Origin of the sequence: Nocardioides iriomotensis, assembly GCF_004168035.1 — a bacterium.
In the GTDB taxonomy this organism is placed as follows: Bacteria; Actinomycetota; Actinomycetes; order Propionibacteriales; family Nocardioidaceae; genus Nocardioides_B; species Nocardioides_B iriomotensis.
This window is the reverse complement of the sequence record NZ_SDPU01000012.1, coordinates 119,154-138,398: the sequence shown is the minus strand read 5'-3', so window position 1 is coordinate 138,398 and position 19,245 is coordinate 119,154. Positions and strand designations below refer to the sequence as shown.

19 protein-coding genes are annotated in these 19,245 nt (G+C 73.2%); 8 read left to right on the top strand and 11 right to left on the bottom strand.

What is annotated here, in order from left to right; all coding sequences use genetic code 11:
- The first annotated feature begins 17 nt into the window (after positions 1-17).
- Both ETU37_RS04665 and ETU37_RS04660 read left to right on the top strand, forming a co-directional pair.
- A complete protein-coding gene (locus ETU37_RS04665; protein ID WP_129985797.1) occupies positions 18-1,100 on the top strand; it encodes an ABC transporter ATP-binding protein in 1,083 nt (360 codons plus the stop codon).
- A gap of 81 nt (positions 1,101-1,181) precedes the next feature.
- Entirely contained in the window at positions 1,182-2,639 is a 1,458-nt protein-coding gene (locus ETU37_RS04660) for a WS/DGAT/MGAT family O-acyltransferase (protein WP_129985795.1), read from the top strand.
- A gap of 10 nt (positions 2,640-2,649) precedes the next feature.
- Here ETU37_RS04660 and ETU37_RS04655 read toward each other — a convergent pair whose 3' ends face one another.
- A complete protein-coding gene (locus ETU37_RS04655) occupies positions 2,650-3,585 on the bottom strand; it encodes an alpha/beta fold hydrolase (protein WP_129985793.1) in 936 nt (311 codons plus the stop codon).
- Positions 3,586-3,713: 128 nt separating this feature from the next.
- On the opposite strand from ETU37_RS04655, the gene ETU37_RS04650 reads away from it, so the two are divergent.
- Positions 3,714-4,577, top strand: a complete 864-nt coding sequence (locus ETU37_RS04650) for an esterase/lipase family protein (RefSeq protein WP_129985791.1) — start codon at positions 3,714-3,716, stop codon at positions 4,575-4,577.
- On the opposite strand, the gene ETU37_RS04645 is transcribed toward ETU37_RS04650, so the two are convergent.
- Genes ETU37_RS04645 through ETU37_RS04635 form a run of 3 tightly spaced genes read right to left on the bottom strand, consistent with a single transcriptional unit; the run spans position 4,528 to position 7,792 of the window.
- The gene (locus ETU37_RS04645; RefSeq protein WP_129985789.1) at positions 4,528-5,442 is read right to left on the bottom strand and encodes a carbohydrate kinase family protein; all 915 of its coding nucleotides are present in this window, start codon (positions 5,440-5,442) and stop codon (positions 4,528-4,530) included. The two genes, ETU37_RS04650 and ETU37_RS04645, sit on opposite strands and share 50 nt — an antisense overlap.
- 13 nt (positions 5,443-5,455) lie before the next feature.
- On the bottom strand, positions 5,456-6,487 hold the full coding sequence (gene glpX, locus ETU37_RS04640) for a class II fructose-bisphosphatase (RefSeq protein ID WP_129985787.1): 1,032 nt from the start codon (positions 6,485-6,487) through the stop codon (positions 5,456-5,458).
- A gap of 27 nt (positions 6,488-6,514) precedes the next feature.
- Positions 6,515-7,792 carry an SLC13 family permease gene (locus ETU37_RS04635; protein ID WP_129985785.1) on the bottom strand — a complete coding sequence of 426 codons (1,278 nt, stop codon included), beginning with the start codon at positions 7,790-7,792 and terminating at the stop codon, positions 6,515-6,517.
- A gap of 41 nt (positions 7,793-7,833) precedes the next feature.
- Here ETU37_RS04635 and ETU37_RS04630 point away from each other — a divergent pair, with 41 nt between their 5' ends.
- A complete protein-coding gene (locus ETU37_RS04630; protein ID WP_129985783.1) occupies positions 7,834-8,364 on the top strand; it encodes a DUF4245 domain-containing protein in 531 nt (176 codons plus the stop codon).
- A 1-nt stretch (position 8,365) separates the two neighbouring features.
- On the opposite strand, the gene ETU37_RS04625 is transcribed toward ETU37_RS04630, so the two are convergent.
- On the bottom strand, positions 8,366-8,620 hold the full coding sequence (locus tag ETU37_RS04625) for an exodeoxyribonuclease VII small subunit (RefSeq protein ID WP_129985781.1): 255 nt from the start codon (positions 8,618-8,620) through the stop codon (positions 8,366-8,368).
- Positions 8,617-9,876 (bottom strand): exodeoxyribonuclease VII large subunit, encoded by a 1,260-nt coding sequence (gene xseA / locus ETU37_RS04620; RefSeq protein ID WP_129985779.1) that lies wholly within the window; start codon positions 9,874-9,876, stop codon positions 8,617-8,619. The genes ETU37_RS04625 and xseA overlap by 4 nt, the downstream gene beginning before the upstream one ends.
- A 66-nt stretch (positions 9,877-9,942) precedes the next feature.
- Here xseA and ETU37_RS04615 point away from each other — a divergent pair, with 66 nt between their 5' ends.
- Both ETU37_RS04615 and ETU37_RS04610 read left to right on the top strand, forming a co-directional pair.
- Positions 9,943-10,947 carry a 4-hydroxy-3-methylbut-2-enyl diphosphate reductase gene (locus tag ETU37_RS04615; protein WP_129985777.1) on the top strand — a complete coding sequence of 335 codons (1,005 nt, stop codon included), beginning with the start codon at positions 9,943-9,945 and terminating at the stop codon, positions 10,945-10,947.
- A gap of 195 nt (positions 10,948-11,142) precedes the next feature.
- Positions 11,143-12,615 carry a DEAD/DEAH box helicase gene (locus ETU37_RS04610; protein WP_129985775.1) on the top strand — a complete coding sequence of 491 codons (1,473 nt, stop codon included), beginning with the start codon at positions 11,143-11,145 and terminating at the stop codon, positions 12,613-12,615.
- 12 nt (positions 12,616-12,627) lie between these two features.
- On the opposite strand, the gene ETU37_RS04605 is transcribed toward ETU37_RS04610, so the two are convergent.
- The 4 genes from ETU37_RS04605 to ETU37_RS04590 are packed head-to-tail and all read right to left on the bottom strand — an operon-like array spanning position 12,628 to position 15,458.
- A complete protein-coding gene (locus ETU37_RS04605; protein ID WP_206053720.1) occupies positions 12,628-13,152 on the bottom strand; it encodes a DUF6542 domain-containing protein in 525 nt (174 codons plus the stop codon).
- Positions 13,153-13,206: 54 nt separating this feature from the next.
- Positions 13,207-14,385, bottom strand: a complete 1,179-nt coding sequence (locus ETU37_RS04600; protein ID WP_129985773.1) for a DNA recombination protein RmuC — start codon at positions 14,383-14,385, stop codon at positions 13,207-13,209.
- Between the two features lie 49 nt (positions 14,386-14,434).
- On the bottom strand, positions 14,435-15,211 hold the full coding sequence (locus ETU37_RS04595; protein WP_129985771.1) for an exodeoxyribonuclease III: 777 nt from the start codon (positions 15,209-15,211) through the stop codon (positions 14,435-14,437).
- A 22-nt stretch (positions 15,212-15,233) separates the two neighbouring features.
- On the bottom strand, positions 15,234-15,458 hold the full coding sequence (locus tag ETU37_RS04590; RefSeq protein ID WP_129985769.1) for a hypothetical protein: 225 nt from the start codon (positions 15,456-15,458) through the stop codon (positions 15,234-15,236).
- Positions 15,459-15,582: 124 nt separating this feature from the next.
- Here ETU37_RS04590 and ETU37_RS04585 point away from each other — a divergent pair, with 124 nt between their 5' ends.
- Together ETU37_RS04585 and ETU37_RS04580 are read left to right on the top strand one after the other, a co-directional pair.
- The gene (locus ETU37_RS04585) at positions 15,583-16,029 is read left to right on the top strand and encodes an ester cyclase (RefSeq protein WP_165372403.1); all 447 of its coding nucleotides are present in this window, start codon (positions 15,583-15,585) and stop codon (positions 16,027-16,029) included.
- An 88-nt stretch (positions 16,030-16,117) separates the two neighbouring features.
- Positions 16,118-18,625 carry a DEAD/DEAH box helicase gene (locus ETU37_RS04580; protein ID WP_129985765.1) on the top strand — a complete coding sequence of 836 codons (2,508 nt, stop codon included), beginning with the start codon at positions 16,118-16,120 and terminating at the stop codon, positions 18,623-18,625.
- Here the strand turns inward: ETU37_RS04580 and ETU37_RS04575 are convergent, their stop codons facing one another.
- Positions 18,626-19,222 (bottom strand): maleylpyruvate isomerase family mycothiol-dependent enzyme, encoded by a 597-nt coding sequence (locus ETU37_RS04575; protein ID WP_129985763.1) that lies wholly within the window; start codon positions 19,220-19,222, stop codon positions 18,626-18,628.
- Positions 19,223-19,245: the final 23 nt, after the last annotated feature.

Genomic DNA, 19,245 nt, shown 5'->3' with positions numbered 1-19,245 from the left:
GAAGGGAGCACTACCCCATGGCCACGATCACTTTCGAGAAGGCCCAACGCTGGTACCCCGGCGCAGACAGCCCGGCCGTCCCGGGCATCGACCTCAAGATCGAGGACGGCGAGTTCATGGTCCTCGTCGGCCCCTCCGGCTGCGGCAAGTCCACGACGCTGCGCATGCTGGCGGGCCTCGAGGAGGTCAACTCCGGTCACATCTTCATCGGTGACCGCGACGTCACGAAGGTCCCGCCCAAGGACCGTGACATCGCGATGGTCTTCCAGAACTACGCGCTCTACCCGCACATGTCCGTCGCCGACAACATGGCGTTCGCGCTGAAGATGGCCAAGGTCCCGGCCGACGAGCGTCGCAAGCGTGTCGACGACGCCGCGAAGATCCTCGGGCTGACCGAGTACCTCGAGCGCAAGCCGAAGGCCCTCTCCGGTGGTCAGCGCCAGCGCGTGGCCATGGGACGCGCGATCGTGCGCCAGCCGCAGGTGTTCTGCATGGACGAGCCGCTGTCGAACCTCGACGCGAAGATGCGCGTGCAGACCCGCACCGACATCGCCAAGCTGCAGTCCGACCTCGGCGTCACGACCGTCTACGTCACCCACGACCAGGTCGAGGCCATGACGATGGGCGACCGGGTCGCGGTCATGAAGCTCGGCGAGCTCCAGCAGGTCGACACCCCGCTGCGGCTCTACGACAAGCCGGCCAACCTGTTCGTCGCCGGCTTCATCGGCTCCCCGCAGATGAACCTCATGGAGGGCGTCGCCGACAACGGCGAGGTCAAGCTCGGCAACTACCACGTGCCGGTCGACCCGACCGCCGCGAAGAAGATGCAGGGCAACGTCACCGTCGGCGTGCGGCCCGAGGCCTGGCGCATCGTCGGCGAGAACGACGGCGGCCTCCCGGTCACCGTCACCGTCGTCGAGGAGCTCGGCGCCGACGGCTTCGTCTACGGCACCAGCGGCGTCGAGGGCACCCCGCACGACATCATCATCCGGGTCAGCGCCCGCGACTCCGTGCAGAAGGGCGAGACGCTCTACGTCACGACCGACCCGGCCAAGGTGCACGTGTTCGACACCGAGTCCGGCGCGCGCCTCAGCGAGTAGCCAGATACCGTTCGACGCCCGGACCCGGCCACGCCGGGCCCGGGCGTCGTCGTCTCAGCGACCACCCCAGAGGAGGGGAGCATGCGCCAGCTCTCGTCGCTCGACGCGCAGTTCCTGAACGTCGAGTCGCCCACCACCGTCGGCCACGTGGGCAGCCTCATCGTCGTCGACCCGGCCACGGCGCCGGGCGGCGTGTGGAACGTCGAGACCGTCCGCGACCTGCTGGAGCCGCGGCTGCACCTCGCCGCGCCGCTGCGGCAGCGGCTGGTCGAGGTGCCGCTCGGCCTCGGCCGGCCGTACTGGGTGGACGACCCGCACTTCGACCTGGAGTTCCACCTGCGCGAGCTCGCGCTGCCGTCACCGGGCAGCCGGGAGCAGCTCGGCGAGCAGGTCGCACGCATCCACGCCCGCCAGCTCGACCGGTCGCGGCCGCTGTGGGAGGGCTACGTCATCACCGGCCTCGAGGACGGCAAGGCGGCGTTCTACTCCAAGATCCACCACGCCGCGATCGACGGCGTCTCCGGCTCCGAGATCATCGAGACGATCATGGACCTCACGCCGGAGCCGCGCGAGGTCGAGCCGGAGGCCGAGCCGTTCGTGCCGCGGCCGATGCCGTCGACGGTCGACCTGGTCGGGCGGGGGCTTCGCTCGCTGGCGATGAACCCGCTCGAGGTGGTGCGCAGCGTGCCGAAGTCGCTGAGCTACCTCGACCAGCTCCCCGGCGCCGCCGGCGTGCCCGGCGTCCGCCTGGTCAGCACCACGGCGGGCATGGTCGGCCGCGCGCTCGGCCAGCACGTGCCCGACCTCGACGCCCGTGACCTGCGCGCGCCGCGCACGCCGCTGAACGGGCCGATCACCGCGCACCGGCGGTTCGCCTTCGGGTCGGTGCCGCTGGCGGACGTGAAGCGGGTGCGCAACCACTACGGGATGACCGTCAACGACGTGGTCATGGCGCTGACCGCCGGCACGCTGCGCCGCTGGCTGCTCGACCACGACGCGCTGCCGACGTCGCCGCTGGTGGCCGCCGTACCCGTCTCGGTGCGCACCAAGGACCAGCGGGGCGAGCTCGGCAACCAGGTCTCGGTCATGGTCGCGGCGCTGCCGACCGACGTCGCGGACCCGGTCGAGCGCGCGGAGTCGATGCGCCGGTCGATGCTGCAGGCCAAGCGGCACTTCCAGGCGGTCCCGGCGACCTTGCTGCAGGACCTGTCGACGGCCATCCCGACCGCGCTGTCCGGTCTCGCCGCGCGGGCTCTGTTCCGCCTGGCGACGCTGCCCGGTGTGCCCTTCAACCTGTTCGTCAGCAACGTGCCCGGCCCGCAGCGGTCGCTGTACGTCGCCGGCGCGCGGGTCGAGGGGATCTACCCGGTCTCGGCCGTCACCGACATGACCGGCGGTCTGAACATCACGCTGTTCTCCTACGACGGCCACCTCGACTTCGGCTTCATCGCCTGCCGCGAGATGGTGCCGGACGTGTGGAAGATGGTCGGCTACCTCGCCGACGCCCTGGACGAGCTGGTGGCGTCGGTGCCCGACTGACCACCCGGGGTCAGGACGCCCGGCGCGCCGTGCGCTCGATCGCGTCGACGAACGTGACGTGCAGGTCCTTGGGCACGTCGTGGCCCATGCCCGGGACGAGCAGCAGCTCGGAGCCTCGCAGCGCCTGGGACGTCGCCCGGCCGCCCGAGACGTGGACCATCCTGTCGCTCGTGCCGTGGATGACCAGGGACGGGACGTCGAGGTCGCGGAGCGGGCGGGTCCGGTCGGGGGCGGACAGGATGGCCTTCATCTGCCGCGCCACGCCCGAGGCGCTCACGCCCCGGTCCCAGGTCTCGCCGGCCCGCTCCTGGACGTCCTCGGCGCGGTCGGGGTAGAGCGGCGAGCCGATCACCTTCCACAGCCGGGCCGATGCGGCGACGTACGACTCGCGGGTGTGTGCGCGGCGGGCGACCAACATCGGCAGCAGGCGCGGGTCCTGCCAGCCGACCGTGCGCCGGCCGGTGGTGGACATGATCGAGGTCAGCGAGCGGACCCGCCCGGGTCGGGCGACCGTCATGGTCTGGGCGATCATGCCGCCCATCGAGATGCCGACCACGTGCGCGCGCTCGCTGCCGAGGTGGTCGAGCAGGCCGAAGGCGTCGTCGGCCATGTCGACGAGGGTGTACGGCGGCGGGCCGGATCGGCCGAGGAACGACCCGACGATCCCGGGGAGGGTCACCCGCCCTTGGACCCGGCTGGAGCGGCCGGTGTCGCGGTTGTCGTAGCGGACCACGTGGAAGCCGCGATCGGCGAGGCGCTGGCAGAACGCCGCGTCCCACCAGGTCATCGGACCGCCAAGTCCCATGACGAGGAGGACCGTCTCGTCGGCCGGGTCGCCGAAGGTCTGGTAGCACAGCTCGAGGTCGCCCTGGGGTGTCCGCAGCGTGACGAACCGCTCGGGGGACGGGCAGGGATCCGTGGGGCTGGTCTGCGGGGCCGTCGACATCGCCCCGATTCTATCGACGTGGAGTTACACCCGGTCGGCGGCCGAGAGGGTGTTGCCCTCCGCCTGGATCGGCCCGGATACGCCTGTTAGATGTTTCGCATGGGGCGAATGTGGTTACCGTCACATATGTGAGTTCTCCGATGGCCGCCTTTCTGTGCCCGCCAGGCTTCGCCGGCCCGCGCGGGCTGCGCGCCATCGCCCGCGAGGGGAGCGCGGTGACCGAGGCGGCCCGCTTCGTCGGCCGCTCCACCCGCGACCGGCTGGCCCGCCACGACACGCCGTACGCCGCCCGCAGCCCGCAGCCCGGCCAGGCGCCGGTGGTGCTAGTGCCGGGGTTCATGGCCGGCGACGGGAGCCTCAGCCTGATGGCGCGGCACCTGCGGCGGCGGGGGCACCGCACGTACCGCTCGGCCATCCACGCCAACGTCGGCTGCACCCGCGACGCCACCGAGGCGCTGGAGCGGCGCGTCGAGGAGATCGCGACCAAGCGCGGCCGCCCGGTCTCGATCGTGGGCCACAGCCTCGGTGGCCTGCTCGCGCGCGGCCTCGCCGCGCGCCGGCCCGACCTCATCGAGGGCATCGTCACGCTCGGCAGTCCGTTGCTGGCGCCGGGAGCCGCACACTCCCTGCTGCTGCTCGACCTGGCCGTCCTGGTGCGGCTGCAGCGGGTCGGGCTGGGCGGCCTGATGGGGGCCGACTGCACGTCCGGTGAGTGCGCGCGGCTGAGCTGGGACGAGGCGCGCGCACCTCTGGTGGCGGGCACGCCGTTCACGTCGGTCTTCTCCCGGCGCGACGGCATCGTCGACTGGCGCAGCTGCCTCGACCCGCAGGCCCGCACCGTCGAGGTGCGCACCAGCCACCTCGGGATGGCGTTCGACCCGGGCGTGCTCGACCTGGTCGGTGACGCGCTCGCCGCCGCCCGCGCGCAGAGGGACGGCGAGCTCAGCCGGCGGGCCAGCCTGCAGGCAGTTCCTGACGCGTCGGCGGGTTAGCGCCGCGGCGCGAGCAGGTGATGCCCGCGACGCCGTGCGCCGCCCGGAGCAGGGCGGTCAGCCGGTCGTCGTCGAGGTCGAGCCCCCACTCGAGTGTCACGGCGATGAGCGCGCCCATGAAGGAGTCGCCCGCCCCGACGGTGTCGACGACGTCGACGGGCTCGGAGGGCACCGCGACCGAGCCGGTGCGGCTGAACGCCCGGGCCCCGCCCCCGCCCTCGGTCACCACGACCAGCCTGGTGCGTCCCGCGCCGAGCAGGTGGGCCGCCACGTCGGCCGGGGTGCTGCCGGGGGCGAACGCGTGCACGTCCTCGTCGCTCATCTTGACCAGGTCGGCGTGCGCGGCGACCTCGGTCATGTCCTGCCAGGCCTGCGCCGTCTCCGGCAGGAACGCCGGGCGGGCGTTGGGGTCGAAGCTGACGAACAGCCCGGCCGACACCGCCTGGTCGAGCAGGTCGACCACCGCGTCGCGGCCCGGGCGCAGCGAGGCGCCGATCGAGCCGACGTGGAGGCCGCAGGCGCCGCCGGGCAGGGTGCGCGGGCCGAGGGTCCAGGCCAGGTCGAAGTCGTACGTCGCCGCGTGGGCGGCGTCGAGGTGCGCCGTCGCCGAGCTCGTGCGGTGGCCCGGGATCCAGCTGCCCTCGTCGAGCGCGACCCCGCTGTCCTCGACGTGCTTGCGGACGAGGTGGCCGTACTCGTCGTCGCCGAGCTGGGTCACCAGCACGGTCTCGAGGCCGAGGCGGGACAGGCCGACCGCGACGTTCAGCGGCGAGCCGCCGGGCGCGTCGACCTGCTCGCCCTCGACCGGGATGACCACGTCGACGAGGGCCTCACCGGCCACGACGAACGGAAAGGGTCCGGACACGCGAGCTCGCTCCTCAGTGCTCGTAGTCGACGGCGGCGTACGACTTGAGCTTGCGGAGCTTGTGCTCGGACCGGATGGACCGGATCGTGCCGCTGCGCGAGCGCATCACCAGCGAGTGGGTGCTCGCGCCACCGGCGCGGTAGCGCACGCCCTCCATGAGCTCGCCGTCGGTGATGCCGGTCGACACGAAGAACACGTCGTCGCTGGTGACCAGGTCGTCGGTGAGCAGGACGCGGTCGAGGTCGTGGCCGGCGTCGATCGCCCTCTGCCGCTCCTCGTCGTCGCGGGGCCAGAGCCGGCCCTGGATGACGCCGTCGAGGCACTTCATCGCGCAGGCGGCGATGATGCCCTCGGGGGTGCCGCCGACGCCGAGCAGCAGGTCGATGCCGGTGCCCTGGCGGGCGGCCATGATCGCGCCGGCGACGTCGCCGTCGACGATGAACTTGATCCGGGCGCCGGTGTGCCGGATCTCCTCGACCAGGCCCTCGTGGCGCGGCCGGTCGAGCAGCACGACGGTGACGTCCTCCGGCGCGGAGCCCTTGGCCTTGGCGACCTGGTGGATGTTCTCGGCGACGGGGTAGCGGATGTCGACGACGTCGGCGGCCTCGGGACCGGTGACGAGCTTCTCCATGTAGAACACGGCCGACGGGTCGTACATCGAGCCGCGGGGTGCGACCGCCATGACGGCGATCGCGTTGGCCATGCCCTTGGCGGTCAGGGTGGTGCCGTCGATCGGGTCGACCGCGACGTCGCAGTCGGGGCCGGTGCCGTCGCCGACCTCCTCGCCGTTGAAGAGCATCGGGGCGTTGTCCTTCTCGCCCTCGCCGATCACCACCACGCCGCGCATCCCGACCGTCGAGATGAGGGCGCGCATCGCGTTGACCGCGACGCCGTCGGCGCCGTTCTTGTCGCCGCGGCCGACCCACCGGCCGGCCGCCATCGCGGCGGCTTCCGTGACGCGCACGAGCTCGAGCGCGAGGTTCCGGTCGGGGGCCACGTGGGCCGCGGACAGGCTGGGCGACAGCTGCGGCGACTCGTCGGTCATGCCCCGAACTCTAGCCCGAGAACGGCCTCACGAGACCAAGCCGCTCCAGGCCCCGCCCCACGCCCACAGCACGACCACGCCGAGCACCAGCGCGGGAGGCGTGACGGCGAACGAGAGCGCGTGGAACGTCCGCGCCGACGGCCGCGGCGAGCCCGGCCCGCCGTGCCGCACCAGGCTCCGCCGCCACAGCAGGTTCGCGAGCGAGCCGGGGTAGGTGAGCCCCGACCCGACGTTGAGCCCGACCAGCGCGGCGAGCACCGCCACCGTGCCGAGCGGGGCCACCAGCGGGACGAGCAGCAGCGTGGCCGGGAGGTTGTTGACGACGTTGGCCAGGACGGTCGCGACGAGGGCCACCAGCAGCAGCGAGGGCAGCGTGGCGTCGTGCGGCAGCGCACGCCGTACGACGTCGGCGAGGCCGCCGTCCGCGAGCGCCGCGACCACCACGCCGAGCCCCAGGACGAAGACCGCGAACGACGCGTGCGTCGCGTGCAGCACCTCCCGCACCCGCACCTGGCGGCGCCGCAGCGCGTGGACCGCCAGCAGCAGCGCCGTCGCCGCGGCCACCCAGAACGGCTCGATGCCCAGGGGCGAGGCGACCCCGAACCCGACGAGCATCGCGGCGACGTAGGCGACCGGGACGGCCGGCAGCGGCCGGGGCTCGACCGTCGACGAGGGGTGCGGCGGCACGGCGAGCTCGCGGCGGAAGAACAGCCGGTGCCCGACGTACTCCACGGCCAGCACCACCAGCCACACCGGTGCCATCAGCACCGCGAAGGCGTGGAAGTCGAGGTCCAGGTACGGCAGCGCGAGCAGGTTGGTGAGGTTGGAGACCGGCAGCAGCAACGAGGCGCTGTTGGCGAGCCGGACGCAGGCGTACGTCGACGGCCGCGCCTCGACCAGCGCCGACCCCGCCGCCGCCACGACGACGGGGGTGAGCAGCACGACGGTCGCGTCGAGGCTCAGCGCCGCCGTCACCGCGGCCGCCGTGACGAAGGTGATCGTCAGCGTCCGCACCGGTCGGCCGCGGGCCCGCGCGGCGACGAGCGACCCGACCGCCGCGAAGACGCCCTCGGCCGCGCACAGCGACGCGACCACCAGGATCGCCATCAGGAACCCGACGACCGGCAGCAGCTCGAGCACCTGCGCCCGGGCCACGTCGAGGTCGACCGCTCCGAGCGCGAGCAGGACCGCCGCGGCCGAGGCCCCGACCGTCGCCTCGACCCACTCCGGGGGGTGGGCGAAGGCGACCGCAAGCATCGCGACGAGGGCGACGACGGCGGCCGTCTCGACGAGCGGTGCGGGCACCGGCGAAGCCTAGGCCCCCGGCCCCCTGAGAGGATCGCACCATGAGTGAGCAGGCCGGCCGCTACCAGCGCTCCGCCGCCGGCATGGTCGGCGCGATGGTCGTCCTGGTCGTCGTGGTGATCGGCTTCGTGCTGTTCCGCGACCTCAACCGCAACGACCCGCCGAGCCCGGTGCGGACGGTCGACTACGCGCAGTCCGCGGAGTACGCGCGCGAGCAGGCCCGCTTCGACGTGCTCTCACCGGACACCCTGCCGGAGGGCTGGCGGGCGACGTCGGCCCGTTACGTCCCGGGCGAGAACGCGTCGTGGCACCTCGGGCTGCTCACCGGCGAGGGCCGCTACGTGGGCCTCGAGCAGTCGGCCTCCTCCGTCGACGCGATGGTCGAGCAGCACGTCGACCCGGACGCGGTCGAGGGCGACCCGGTCGACGTCGACGGCCGCGCCTGGTCGACGTTCAGCGACAGCGGCGGCGACCTCGCGCTGGTCCTGGGGACGGGGGAGACGACGACGCTCGTCGTCGGTCACGAGGTGCCGGAGGAAGCCCTCGCGGACTTCGCCGCGCGGCTGCGCTGACCTACTCGTCCGCGTCCGCGTCGTCGTCCTCGTCGGGGGCGTCGACCGCCATCGCGGCGTCGAGACGCCGGCGGGCGCCGTCGAGCCAGGACTGGCAGACCCGGGCCAGCTGCTCGCCGCGCTCCCAGAGAGCGAGCGACTCCTCCAGGGTGCCGCCGCCCGACTCCAGCGTGCGGACCACCTCGACGAGCTCCTCGCGGGCCTCCTCGTAGGACAGGTCCGGCAGCTGCTCCGCCGTCGGCTCGGCCTTGCTCATCGGGATGCTCCTCGGGTCGCGTCGGGTGGGTCGGTGGGTTCGTGGTGGGTGTCGGTGACCTCGGCGCCGATGCGGCCGTCGGCCACCCGGATCGTCAGGGCCGCTCCCGCCGCGGTCTGCGCGGGGGAGGTCACGACGTGGCCGTCGGCGTCCTGCACGACGGCGTACCCGCGGCTCAGCGTGGCCAGCGGCGACAGCGCCCGCACCCGGGCCAGCCGGTGCTCGAGGTCGTCGTCGGCCCGCTCGATCCGGTGCCGCAGCGAGCGCCGGACCCGGTCGCGCAGCAGGTGCACCTCGTCGAGCCGGTCGGCCAGCCCGCTCGCGGGGTCGGCGAGCGCGGGCCGCGCCCGCAGGGTGTCGAGGGCGTGCTGCTCGCGCGCGACCCAGGCGGTGAGCACGTGGCGCAGGCGGACCCGCGCGTGCTGGATGCGGTCGGTCTCCTCGGCCACGTCGGGCACGACGGTCTTGGCGGCGTCGGTGGGGGTGGCCGCGCGCCGGTCGGCGACCAGGTCGAGCAGCGGCGAGTCGGGCTCGTGGCCGATCGCCGACACCACCGGGGTGCGGGCCGCGAACACCGCCCGCAGCAGGCCCTCGTCGGAGAACGGCAGCAGGTCCTCGACCGACCCGCCACCCCGCGCGATCACGATCACGTCGACCTCGTCGTCGCGGTCGAGGCGGCCGAGCGCCTGCATCACCTCGCCGGCCGCCTGGGTTCCCTGCACGGCCGTGTGCACGACCCGGAACTGCACCGCCGGCCAGCGCCTGCGCGCGACCTCCAGCACGTCGCGCTCCGCGGCCGAACCGCCGCCGGTGATCAGCCCGACGCAGCGGGGGAGGAACGGCAACGGGCGCTTGCGCTCCTGCGCGAACAGCCCCTCGGCGGCGAGCAGCTGGCGGCGTCGCTCGATGCGTGCGAGCAGCTCGCCGAGACCCACCATGCGGATGTCGTTGGCGCGCAGCGACAGCGTGCCGCGGTTGGCGTAGTAGGACGGCTTGGCGTGCACCACCACGCGTGCGCCCTCGACGAGCGGTGGGTTGAGCGAGTCGAACAGCTGCCGGGAGCAGGTCACCGGCACCGAGACGTCGGCCACCGGGTCGCGCAGCGTCAGGAACACGGTGTTCATGCCCTGGCGGCGGCTCATCTGGGCGACCTGGCCCTCGACCCAGACCGTGCCGAGCCGGTCGATCCACTGGGCGATCGCGTTGGCGATCTGGCGGACGGGCGCGGGGCTCTCGGAGGTGGTCTCCAGCCCCATGTGCCCTCCGTCGCAGTGGTCGCGGTCGTCGGGAGCACCCTAAGGCCCACCACCTACGATGGTCGGATGAGCACCGACCTGGGGATCCCGCCCGTCCTGGACGCCGACGCCGCGCGCTCGGTGCTCCTCGCGGCGCCGCGCGGCTACTGCGCGGGCGTCGACCGGGCCGTGATCACGGTCGAGAAGGCCCTGGACCTGTACGGCGCCCCCGTCTACGTCCGCAAGCAGATCGTGCACAACAAGCACGTCGTGGCGAACCTCGAGTCGCGCGGGGCCGTCTTCGTCGAGGAGCTCGACGAGGTCCCCGAGGGCGCGACCGTCGTCTTCTCCGCCCACGGCGTGAGCCCGCTGGTCCACCAGCAGGCCGAGCAACGCTCGCTGAAGACCATCGACGCCACCTGCCCGCTGGTCACCAAGGTGCACCACGAGGCCCGCCGGTTCGCCGGTGAGGACTACGACATCCTGCTCATCGGCCACGCGGGCCACGAGGAGGTCGAGGGCACGGCCGGCGAGGCCCCCGACCACATCCAGCTCGTGCAGACCCCCGAGGACGTCGCGGACATCGAGGTGCGCGACCCGGCCAAGGTCTCCTGGCTGTCGCAGACCACGCTGTCGGTCGACGAGACGATGACGATCGTCGCGGCGATCCGCGAGCGGTTCCCGCAGCTGCTCGACCCGCCGTCGGACGACATCTGCTACGCCACCCAGAACCGCCAGATCGCCGTCAAGGAGATCTCCCGCGCGGCCGACCTGGTCATCGTCGTGGGCTCCGGCAACTCCTCCAACTCCGTGCGCCTCGTCGAGGTGGCGCTCGAGGCCGGCGCGAAGGCGGCGTACCGCGTCGACGACGCCACCGAGATCGACGAGGCCTGGCTCGACGGCGTGGACAACGTCTCGGTCACCTCCGGTGCCTCGGTGCCGGAGGACCTCGTCGAGGGCGTGCTGGCCTGGCTCGCCGAGCGGGGCTACCCCGACGCGCAGGCCGTGCACTCCGCCGAGGAGTCGCTGATCTTCGCGCTGCCGCCCGAGCTGCGCCGGGACATCCGCGCCGCCGAGAAGGCACGCGGCTGAGCCCAGGCCGCTGCGCGGGTGACGGGACTCACCGTCCCGTGACGGCCCGCAGACGTCGTAGTCCCCGTAGGGTGGGGGTAGCGGCCCCGTCAGTTCTGCCTCGGGTCGCTTCTCGACGCGTCATCCACCGAGCGCCGCGGGCACCGATCCCGCGCCGGGCAGGACGACCGACCTCTCTAGCACCGGAGCCACCCCATGGCGGATCGCCGCCCCTCTGTCCCTGCACCCACCGCCACGCCGACCTTCGGCGACTTCGACCTGCCCGCCCCGCTGCTCGCGGCCCTCACCGACGCCGGGCTGGTCTCGCCGTTCCCGATCCAGAGCGCCACCCTGCCGGACTCGCTCGCCGGACGTGACGTCCTCGGACGGGGGCGGACCGGCTCGGGCAAGACCTACGCGTTCGTGCTCCCGCTGCTGAGCCGCCTCGCCGGCAGTCCCCGGCGTACCCGCCCCGGCCGGCCGCGCGCGCTGGTCCTCGCCCCGACCCGCGAGCTGGTCACCCAGATCGAGGCCTCACTGGCGCCGCTCGCGGACGCGCTCGGGCTCCGGTCGACCACCGTCTTCGGCGGTGTCAAGGCCAACCGTCAGGTCCAGGCGCTGCGCCAGGGCGTCGACGTCGTGCTCGCCTGCCCTGGCCGGCTGGAGGACCTCATGCGCTCCGGCCACGTCGACCTCGGCTCCGTCGAGGTCACCGTGCTCGACGAGGCCGACCACATGGCCGACCTCGGGTTCCTGCCGGGCGTCAAGCGGATCCTCGACCGCACCCCCGACGGCGGCCAGCGGATGCTGTTCTCGGCCACGCTCGACTCCGGCGTCGACGTGCTGGTGAAGCGCTACCTGCACGACCCGGTCGTGCACAGCGTCGACTCCGACCGCTCGCCGGTGGGCACGATGACCCACCACGTCCTGCACGTCGACAAGACCGCCCGCCTCGACGTGATCACCGACCTCGCAGCCGCGCCCGGCCGCACCGTGCTGTTCACCCGGACGAAGCACGGCGCCAAGGCGCTGGCCCGCCAGCTCAACAGCCGGGGCGTCCCCGCCATCGAGCTGCACGGGAACCTCTCCCAGGGCGCGCGCACCCGCAACCTCGAGGCGTTCTCCTCCGGGCGGGCGACGACCCTCGTCGCGACGGACATCGCCGCGCGCGGGATCCACGTCGACGACGTCGGCCTCGTCGTCCACGCCGACCCGCCGGTCGAGCACAAGGCCTACCTGCACCGCTCCGGTCGTACGGCGCGTGCCGGAGCCTCCGGCACCGTCGTCACGATGATGCTCGACGCCCAGGTCTCCGACGTCCGGGCGCTGACCCGCAAGGCCGGCATCAAGCCGACCATCACCCGGGTGTCGGTCGGGCACGCCGTGCTCCAGGACATCGCACCGGGGGAGCGCAGCTTCGTCGCGCCCACCGAGAGGCCGGCACCCTCCGGCGGCCGCTCGAACGGTGGCACGCCGGCCGGCGGCGCCAAGCCCACCGGCCGCGGCGGTCAGCGGCGGCGACGCGGCGGCTCGTCCGGTCGCGGGACGACGGCGAAGACCGGGACCACCGGGACGACCGGCGGGGGCAAGCCCAGTGGCAGCGGACGCTCGGAGGGGCGCAAGCGTCCCGCGTCGTCGGGACGCAGCCACAGCGCGGCGTCGTTCTCGTCGAGCACCCGCGGGCGCTGAGCGGAGGGTCGGTCAGCCGACCCGGCGCGCGGACTCGGACGCGCGACGCTGCTGCGGCACGGTCGCGGGACCGTCGGCCGCCGGTGCGTGTGCGTGCGGGCGGGCGCCGTGCCGGATCGCGCCGGCGTTCTTGAGCGCGACCTGGCGGAGCGCGAGCAGGCCCAGGGTGAGGATGTAGCCCACGACCAGCGCGCCCGCGTGGTGCGCCAGGCCGGACACGGTCGCCTGCGCGAAGCCGTCGCCCGGGTCGGCCACCGCCGTGCGGTCGAACGCGGCGAGGACCGCGACGATCACCAGCATGCTCAACGGCGGGAGCACCCCGACGACGAAGAAGTCCCGCGGGCGGACGAGCAGTGCGGCCGCCACGCAGACCGCCACGAACGTGAGGTCGAAGATCCAGCCGAGCGAGTCGAGCGCGGTCGCCTCGACGAGGGCGACGACGAGCAGCACGGCGGCGGTGACCGTGCGGATCAGGCGACCAGGGTGGCGCCCTTCCTCCCAGAGGGTCCTCCTCCGAGCGGTGCGCGTGCTGCTCACGCAGCCCACGGTAGGGCCCTGCGCGTCCTCGGTCGTGGCGACGCGCCGGGGGACTCATGCGGTGCGTCGGGGGGTGCTGTCGCCCCGCGGCCCCTCGTCGGCGGCGTCGGGCAGCTCGGGTCGTGGCTCCGCGACGGCGTCGAGCAGCTCGGCCGCGCTGAGCTGGCGCGGGGCGTCGGTGACCGGCTCGGGAGCGGGGAGTGCGTCGGGGGTGACCTCCAGGTCGGTGAAGCGCCGGGCCGACACGAGCACGCGCGACTCCAGCGAGCCGATCGCGCGGTTGTAGGCGGCGACGGCGGCGGTGAGCCCGCGGCCGACCTTGTCGAGGTGGTCGCCCATGGTGGCGAGCCGCTCGTGCAGCTCGCGGCCGAGCACGTGGATGTCGTGCACCCGGTCGGCGAGGACCTCCTGCGTCCAGGCGTGGGCGATGGTGCGGAGCAGGGCGATGAGCGTGGTCGGGGTGGCCAGCACCACCTGGCGCGAGGCGGCGTGCTCGATCAGCGTGGGGTCGGCCTCGAGCGCGGCCGAGAGGAACGACTCCCCGGGCACGAAGAGCACGACGAACTCGGGCGTCGCCCGGAGGCCGCGCCAGTAGGCCTTGCCGCCGAGCGTGTCGACGTGCTGGCGCAGCTGGCGGGCGTGCCGGCGCAGGTGGGCGAGGTGCTCCTCCTCGTCGTCGGCCGAGGTGGCGTCGAGGAAGGCGTCGAGCGGCACCTTGGCGTCGACGACGACCTGCTTGCCGCCGGCGAGGTGGACCACCATGTCGGGCCGGAGGGCGGCCTCGCCGTGTCCTGAGCCTGTCGAAGGGTCGTGGCGCACGGAGACCTGCTCGTCGAAGTCGCAGCGCGCGACCAGGCCGGCGAGCTCGACGGCGCGGCGGAGGTGCAGCTCGCCCCAGCGGCCGCGGACCTGGGGCCGCCGCAAGGCGGTCGTGAGGGTCGACGTCTCGCGGCGCAGCGACTCGGTGGAGAGCCGCATCTCGTCGACCTGCTGCTTGAGCTGGCTCTGCCACGAGACGCGGTGGTGCTCGAGGTCGCGCATGCGGTCGTGGAGCCGGTCGAGCCCCTCGCGGACCACGGCGTGGTCGGCGGCACGCGACTCGATCTCGCGCCGGGCGATGGCGGCGTCGTGCCCGGTGGCGCGGGTGCGGGCGAGGAGCCAGCCCACGCCGGTGCCGATCGCGACGCCGACGAGCAGCGTGACGAGGAGCGAGAGCGTCGTACCGAGATCCATGCCCCGAGGATGGCGGAGGCCGCCGACAGGATCGGGGAGCGGCGCTCGGTCAGTCCAGGTCGACGACCACCGGGGCGTGGTCGCTCGCGCCCTGGCCGGCCCGCTCGTCGCGGTCGATGAAGGCGGTGGTGACCCGGCCGGCGAGCGACGGCGAGCCGAGGACGAAGTCGATGCGCATGCCGCGGTTCCGCTCGAAGCGCTGGCGGTAGTAGTCCCAGTACGTGAAGACCCCCGGGCCCGGCGTGTGCGGACGGACCACGTCGACGTACCCGTCGTCGAGGAAGGCCTTGAAGGCGGCCCGCTCGGGCGGCGTGACGTGGGTGTCCTTGGCGTACGCCGCCATGTCGAAGACGTCCTCGTCGAGCGGCGCGATGTTCCAGTCGCCGACCAGGGCGGTGTCGGCGTCGAGCCAGGGCTTCGCGGCGTCGCGTAGCCGGGCCAGCCAGTCGAGCTTGTAGACGTAGTGCGGGTCGTCGATCTTGCGGCCGTTGGGGACGTAGAGCGACCAGACGCGGACGCCGCCGCAGGTGGCGCCGATCGCGCGCGCCTCGTCGGCGAGCGGCTCACCCCACTGGGGCATCCCGGAGAAGCCGCGCTGGACGTCCTCGAGCCCGACGCGTGACACCAGGGCGACACCGTTCCACTGGTTGAAGCCGAGCGTGGCGACGTCGTACCCCATCGCCTGCAGCCCCATCAGTGGCCACTGGTCGTCGCGGGCCTTGGTCTCCTGGAGGGCGAGCACGTCGATGTCGTGGCGCTCGACGAGCGCCTCGACGCGGCTGATGCGGGAGCGGACGGAGTTGACGTTCCACGTGGCGATACGCACGTGGTCACTGTAGGGACGGTGCTCAGGGGCGGCCGCGGACGGTCCGGGACGCGACCCAGGTCTCGAAGCGGCCGTCGCGGGTGTCGGCGAACTCGTGGAACTGCCGCTCGAACGAGAGGATCTCCTCGCGCAGCAGGAACATCCGGAAGTCGAGGCGACGCTCGGGGTCGCAGGCGTGGCTCTCCTGCTCGGCGCGCTCGACGGACCCGCCGCACTCGGGGCACGGCATGAAGCGGGACGGGAACACGGCCCACCTCCTTCGCCTCGGTGCCGGGAGAGTTTCCGCCGGGGCAAGGGCCCAAACACGCTATGGCCGTGGACCAGACCGACCCCTAGGTTCGTGGGTGGCGGGTGCCGGAGCGGAGGCTCGCATGGCAGACAACGTTTCCATCGCTCGGCGGCTGTACGACGGCTGGAACGAGCGCGCGTTCGACGAGATCGTCCAGTACGCCGCGGACGACGCCGAGCTGACGATCGTCGGCACCGGCGACGTGTTCCGGGGCAAGGACGGCGTGCGGAAGTACAACGAGAACTGGGCGACCGGCTTCCCGGACGGCCGGGTGGCCGTCGACCGGGTGCACGGCGACGGCGACACCGTCGTCGTGGAGTTCACCGGGCAGGGCACGCACACCGGGACCCTCGCCACGTCCATGGGCGACATCCCGGCGACCGGCCGGTCGATGACCCTGAAGCTGTGCGACGTGATCGAGTTCCGCGACGGGCTCATCGCGCGGCAGCGCAGCTACTTCGACACGGGGTCCATGATGGCCCAGCTCGGGCTGCTGCCCGAGAAGCTGACCACCTCGCAGAAGAAGTAGGAACGGCAGCGACGGCGGCCCCTCGGCTGGCACCCGTCAGGGGTCGCCGCGTCCGTCCCTGGCGCGCATCGGGGACGATGGGCGCCTCATGTCCCTCACCGACCTGCTGCCGCGCCCGCCCGTCGACGGCGATGCCCCCCACCTCGACGCCGACCTCGACACCGACGCGGTCTACGACGCCGTCACCGGCTGGGCCGCCGACCAGGGCATCACGCTCTACCCCGCGCAGGACGAGGCCTTCCTGGAGGTCCTGACCGGCAGCAACGTGATCCTGTCGACGCCCACCGGGTCCGGGAAGAGCCTGGTCGCGCTCGCCGCGCACGCGACCGCGCTGGCCCGGGGCGATCGCACTTTCTACACCGCGCCGATCAAGGCGCTGGTGAGCGAGAAGTTCTTCGCGCTCTGCGACGTGTTCGGTCCCGAGAACGTCGGGATGCTGACCGGCGACGCCTCGGTCAACCGCGACGCCCCGGTCATCTGCTGCACCGCCGAGATCCTCGCGAACCTCGCGCTGCGCGAGGGCCGCGCCGCCGACGTCGGGCAGGTGGTGATGGACGAGTTCCACTTCTACGCCGAGCCCGACCGCGGCTGGGCGTGGCAGGTGCCGCTGATCGAGCTGCCGCAGGCGCAGTTCCTGCTCATGTCCGCGACGCTCGGCGACGTGGCGTTCTTCCGCGACGACCTGACCCGCCGTACCGGACGGGACACCGCGGTCGTCTCGTCGATGGAGCGGCCGGTGCCGCTGAGCTACGAGTGGGCCGAGACGCCGCTGCACGAGACGCTCGAGGAGCTGCTGACGACGAACCAGGCGCCGGTGTACGTCGTGCACTTCACCCAGGCGGCGGCGCTGGAGCGCGCGCAGGCGCTGACCTCGGTGAACGTCGCGACGCGGGAGGAGCGGGACCGGATCGCCGAGCTGATCGGCGCGTTCCGGTTCGGCACCGGGTTCGGCAAGACCCTGTCGCGGCTGGTCAAGCACGGCATCGGCGTGCACCACGCCGGGATGCTGCCGAAGTACCGCCGGCTCGTCGAGACTCTCGCCCAGGCCGGGCTGCTCAAGGTCATCTGCGGCACCGACACGCTCGGGGTGGGCATCAACGTGCCGATCCGGACGGTGGTGCTGACCGCGCTGACGAAGTACGACGGGCGGCGGCAGCGCGTGCTCAAGGCCCGCGAGTTCCACCAGATCGCCGGGCGCGCGGGCCGGGCCGGCTACGACACGGCCGGGCACGTCGTCGTGCAGGCGCCGGACCACGTGGTCGAGAACGCCCGGCTGGTGAAGAAGGCCGGCGACGACCCGAAGAAGCTCAAGCGGGTGCAGCGCAAGAAGGCACCCGAGGGGCAGGTGACCTGGAGCGAGGCCACCTTCGACCGGCTGGTCGCGGCCGAGCCCGAGGCGCTGGTGTCGCGGATGCGGGTCACGCACGCGATGCTCCTCAACGTCCTGCAGCGCGACGGCGACGCGTTCGCCTCGATGCATCACCTGCTGCGCGACAACCACGAGGACGGCCGCGCGCAGGTGCGGCTGGTGCGGCGGGCCGTCGCGCAGTACCGGTCGCTCATCACGGCCGGCGTGGTGTCCGGCGGCGAGGACGGCTGCCGGGTCGTCGAGGACGTCGGCGACCGGCTCGCGCTCAACCAGCCGCTGTCGACGTACGCGCTGGCGACGTTCGACACCCTCGACCCCGAGGCGGCGACCTACGCCCTCGACGTCGTGTCCGTCATCGAGTCGACCCTCGACGACCCGCGGCAGGTGCTGCTCGCGCAGCAGTTCAGGGCGCGCGGCGAGGCGGTGGCGGAGATGAAGGCCGACGGCGTCGAGTACGACGAGCGGATGGAGCTGCTCGACGACGTCACCTGGCCCAAGCCGCTCGAGGAGCTGCTGACCGCGACGTTCGAGATGTACGCGCGGACCCACCCGTGGATCGCGGAGACGCCGGTGTCGCCGAAGTCGGTGGTGCGCGACATGTGGGAGCAGGCGATGACGTTCCAGGAGTACGTCGCCGCCTACGGGCTGTCGCGGTCGGAGGGGCTGGTGCTGCGCTACCTGTCCGACGCCTACCGCGCGCTGCGGCAGACCGTGCCCGACCGGGTGCGCACCGACGAGCTGGACGACCTGGTCGAGTGGCTCGGCGCCGTCGTGCGGCAGACCGACTCGTCGCTGCTCGACGAGTGGGAGCAGCTCACCGACCCGTCCGCCGTACCCGTGCAGCAGGACCCGCTGCGCCCGCCCGAGCCTTCGCTGCTCACCGCCAACAAGCGGGCGTTCACGGTGCTCGTGCGCAACGCGCTGTTCCGGCGGGTCGAGCTCGCCGCGCTGCGCCAGGTCGAGGAGCTCGTGGAGCTCGACGGCGAGGAGGCGTGGGAGCTGCTGGACGACTACTTCGCCGAGCACGCCGACGTCGGCACCGGCCCGGACGCGCGCGGACCCGGCCTGTTCGTCGTCGATGAGACGACGCTGACCTGGGACGTCGCGCAGATCCTCGACGACCCCGAGGGCAACCACGACTGGCGCGTCACGGCGACGGTCGACCTCGCGGCTTCCGACGCCGAGGGCGAGCTGGTGCTGCGCGACGTGCGGCTGGCGCTGCTGTAGCTACAAGATCGAGAAGCCGGCGGCGAGCGACTCACGACCGGTCAGGGCCATGAGCAGGTCCGGAGCCTTGCCGGTGCGTGCAGCGACGCGCGCGGCGAGCGTGACGGCCTCCTCGACCGCCCCGGGAGGGAGGTCGAGTGGCAGCCCCGTGGCGCGGGACAGGTCGAGACCGTGCACGACGAGCTCGAAGGTGCGCGTCGGCAGGTACGCCGCCGCGCGCATCCCGCCGCAGATCGTGTGCACGACGAGGTCCGGGTCGGTGCGGGCGGCGACCGCCTCGGCCTGGTCGACCAGCTCGGCGAAGCGCGCGGCCGGGTCCTCGCCGAGCGCGCGTCCGGCCTCACGGCCGCGCTCGTCCACGCTGCCGTCCGCGACGGCCAGCATCGCGGCCGCTGCGACGTAGTAGTCGGCCGCGTCGGCCAGCTCCTCGTGCTCGACGGGACGCTCGAAGTACTCGATGACGGTCACCAGCGAGCGGCTCGTGTGGCCCACCAGGTCGCGCACCGACCACGCGCCCAGCCCCGGCCCGTCCCAGGCGTCCGGGGCGATCCGCCGTACCAGGTCGGAGACGGCACGAGCGCTGGCGACGTAGGTCATGTCCGGAGTGTCTCAGCGGAAAC

Excerpts from the sequence above, each read along its gene's own strand:
- ETU37_RS04665 (WP_129985797.1), top strand. The coding sequence starts at position 18 with ATGGCCACGATCACTTTCGAGAAGGCCCAACGCTGGTACCCCGGCGCA.
- ETU37_RS04660 (WP_129985795.1), top strand. The coding sequence starts at position 1,182 with ATGCGCCAGCTCTCGTCGCTCGACGCGCAGTTCCTGAACGTCGAGTCG.
- ETU37_RS04655 (WP_129985793.1), bottom strand. The coding sequence starts at position 3,585 with ATGTCGACGGCCCCGCAGACCAGCCCCACGGATCCCTGCCCGTCCCCC.
- glpX (WP_129985787.1), bottom strand. The coding sequence starts at position 6,487 with ATGACCGACGAGTCGCCGCAGCTGTCGCCCAGCCTGTCCGCGGCCCAC.
- ETU37_RS04630 (WP_129985783.1), top strand. The coding sequence starts at position 7,834 with ATGAGTGAGCAGGCCGGCCGCTACCAGCGCTCCGCCGCCGGCATGGTC.
- ETU37_RS04625 (WP_129985781.1), bottom strand. The coding sequence starts at position 8,620 with ATGAGCAAGGCCGAGCCGACGGCGGAGCAGCTGCCGGACCTGTCCTAC.
- xseA (WP_129985779.1), bottom strand. The coding sequence starts at position 9,876 with ATGGGGCTGGAGACCACCTCCGAGAGCCCCGCGCCCGTCCGCCAGATC.
- ETU37_RS04615 (WP_129985777.1), top strand. The coding sequence starts at position 9,943 with ATGAGCACCGACCTGGGGATCCCGCCCGTCCTGGACGCCGACGCCGCG.
- ETU37_RS04610 (WP_129985775.1), top strand. The coding sequence starts at position 11,143 with ATGGCGGATCGCCGCCCCTCTGTCCCTGCACCCACCGCCACGCCGACC.
- ETU37_RS04600 (WP_129985773.1), bottom strand. The coding sequence starts at position 14,385 with ATGGATCTCGGTACGACGCTCTCGCTCCTCGTCACGCTGCTCGTCGGC.
- ETU37_RS04585 (WP_165372403.1), top strand. The coding sequence starts at position 15,583 with ATGGCAGACAACGTTTCCATCGCTCGGCGGCTGTACGACGGCTGGAAC.
- ETU37_RS04580 (WP_129985765.1), top strand. The coding sequence starts at position 16,118 with ATGTCCCTCACCGACCTGCTGCCGCGCCCGCCCGTCGACGGCGATGCC.
- ETU37_RS04575 (WP_129985763.1), bottom strand. The coding sequence starts at position 19,222 with ATGACCTACGTCGCCAGCGCTCGTGCCGTCTCCGACCTGGTACGGCGG.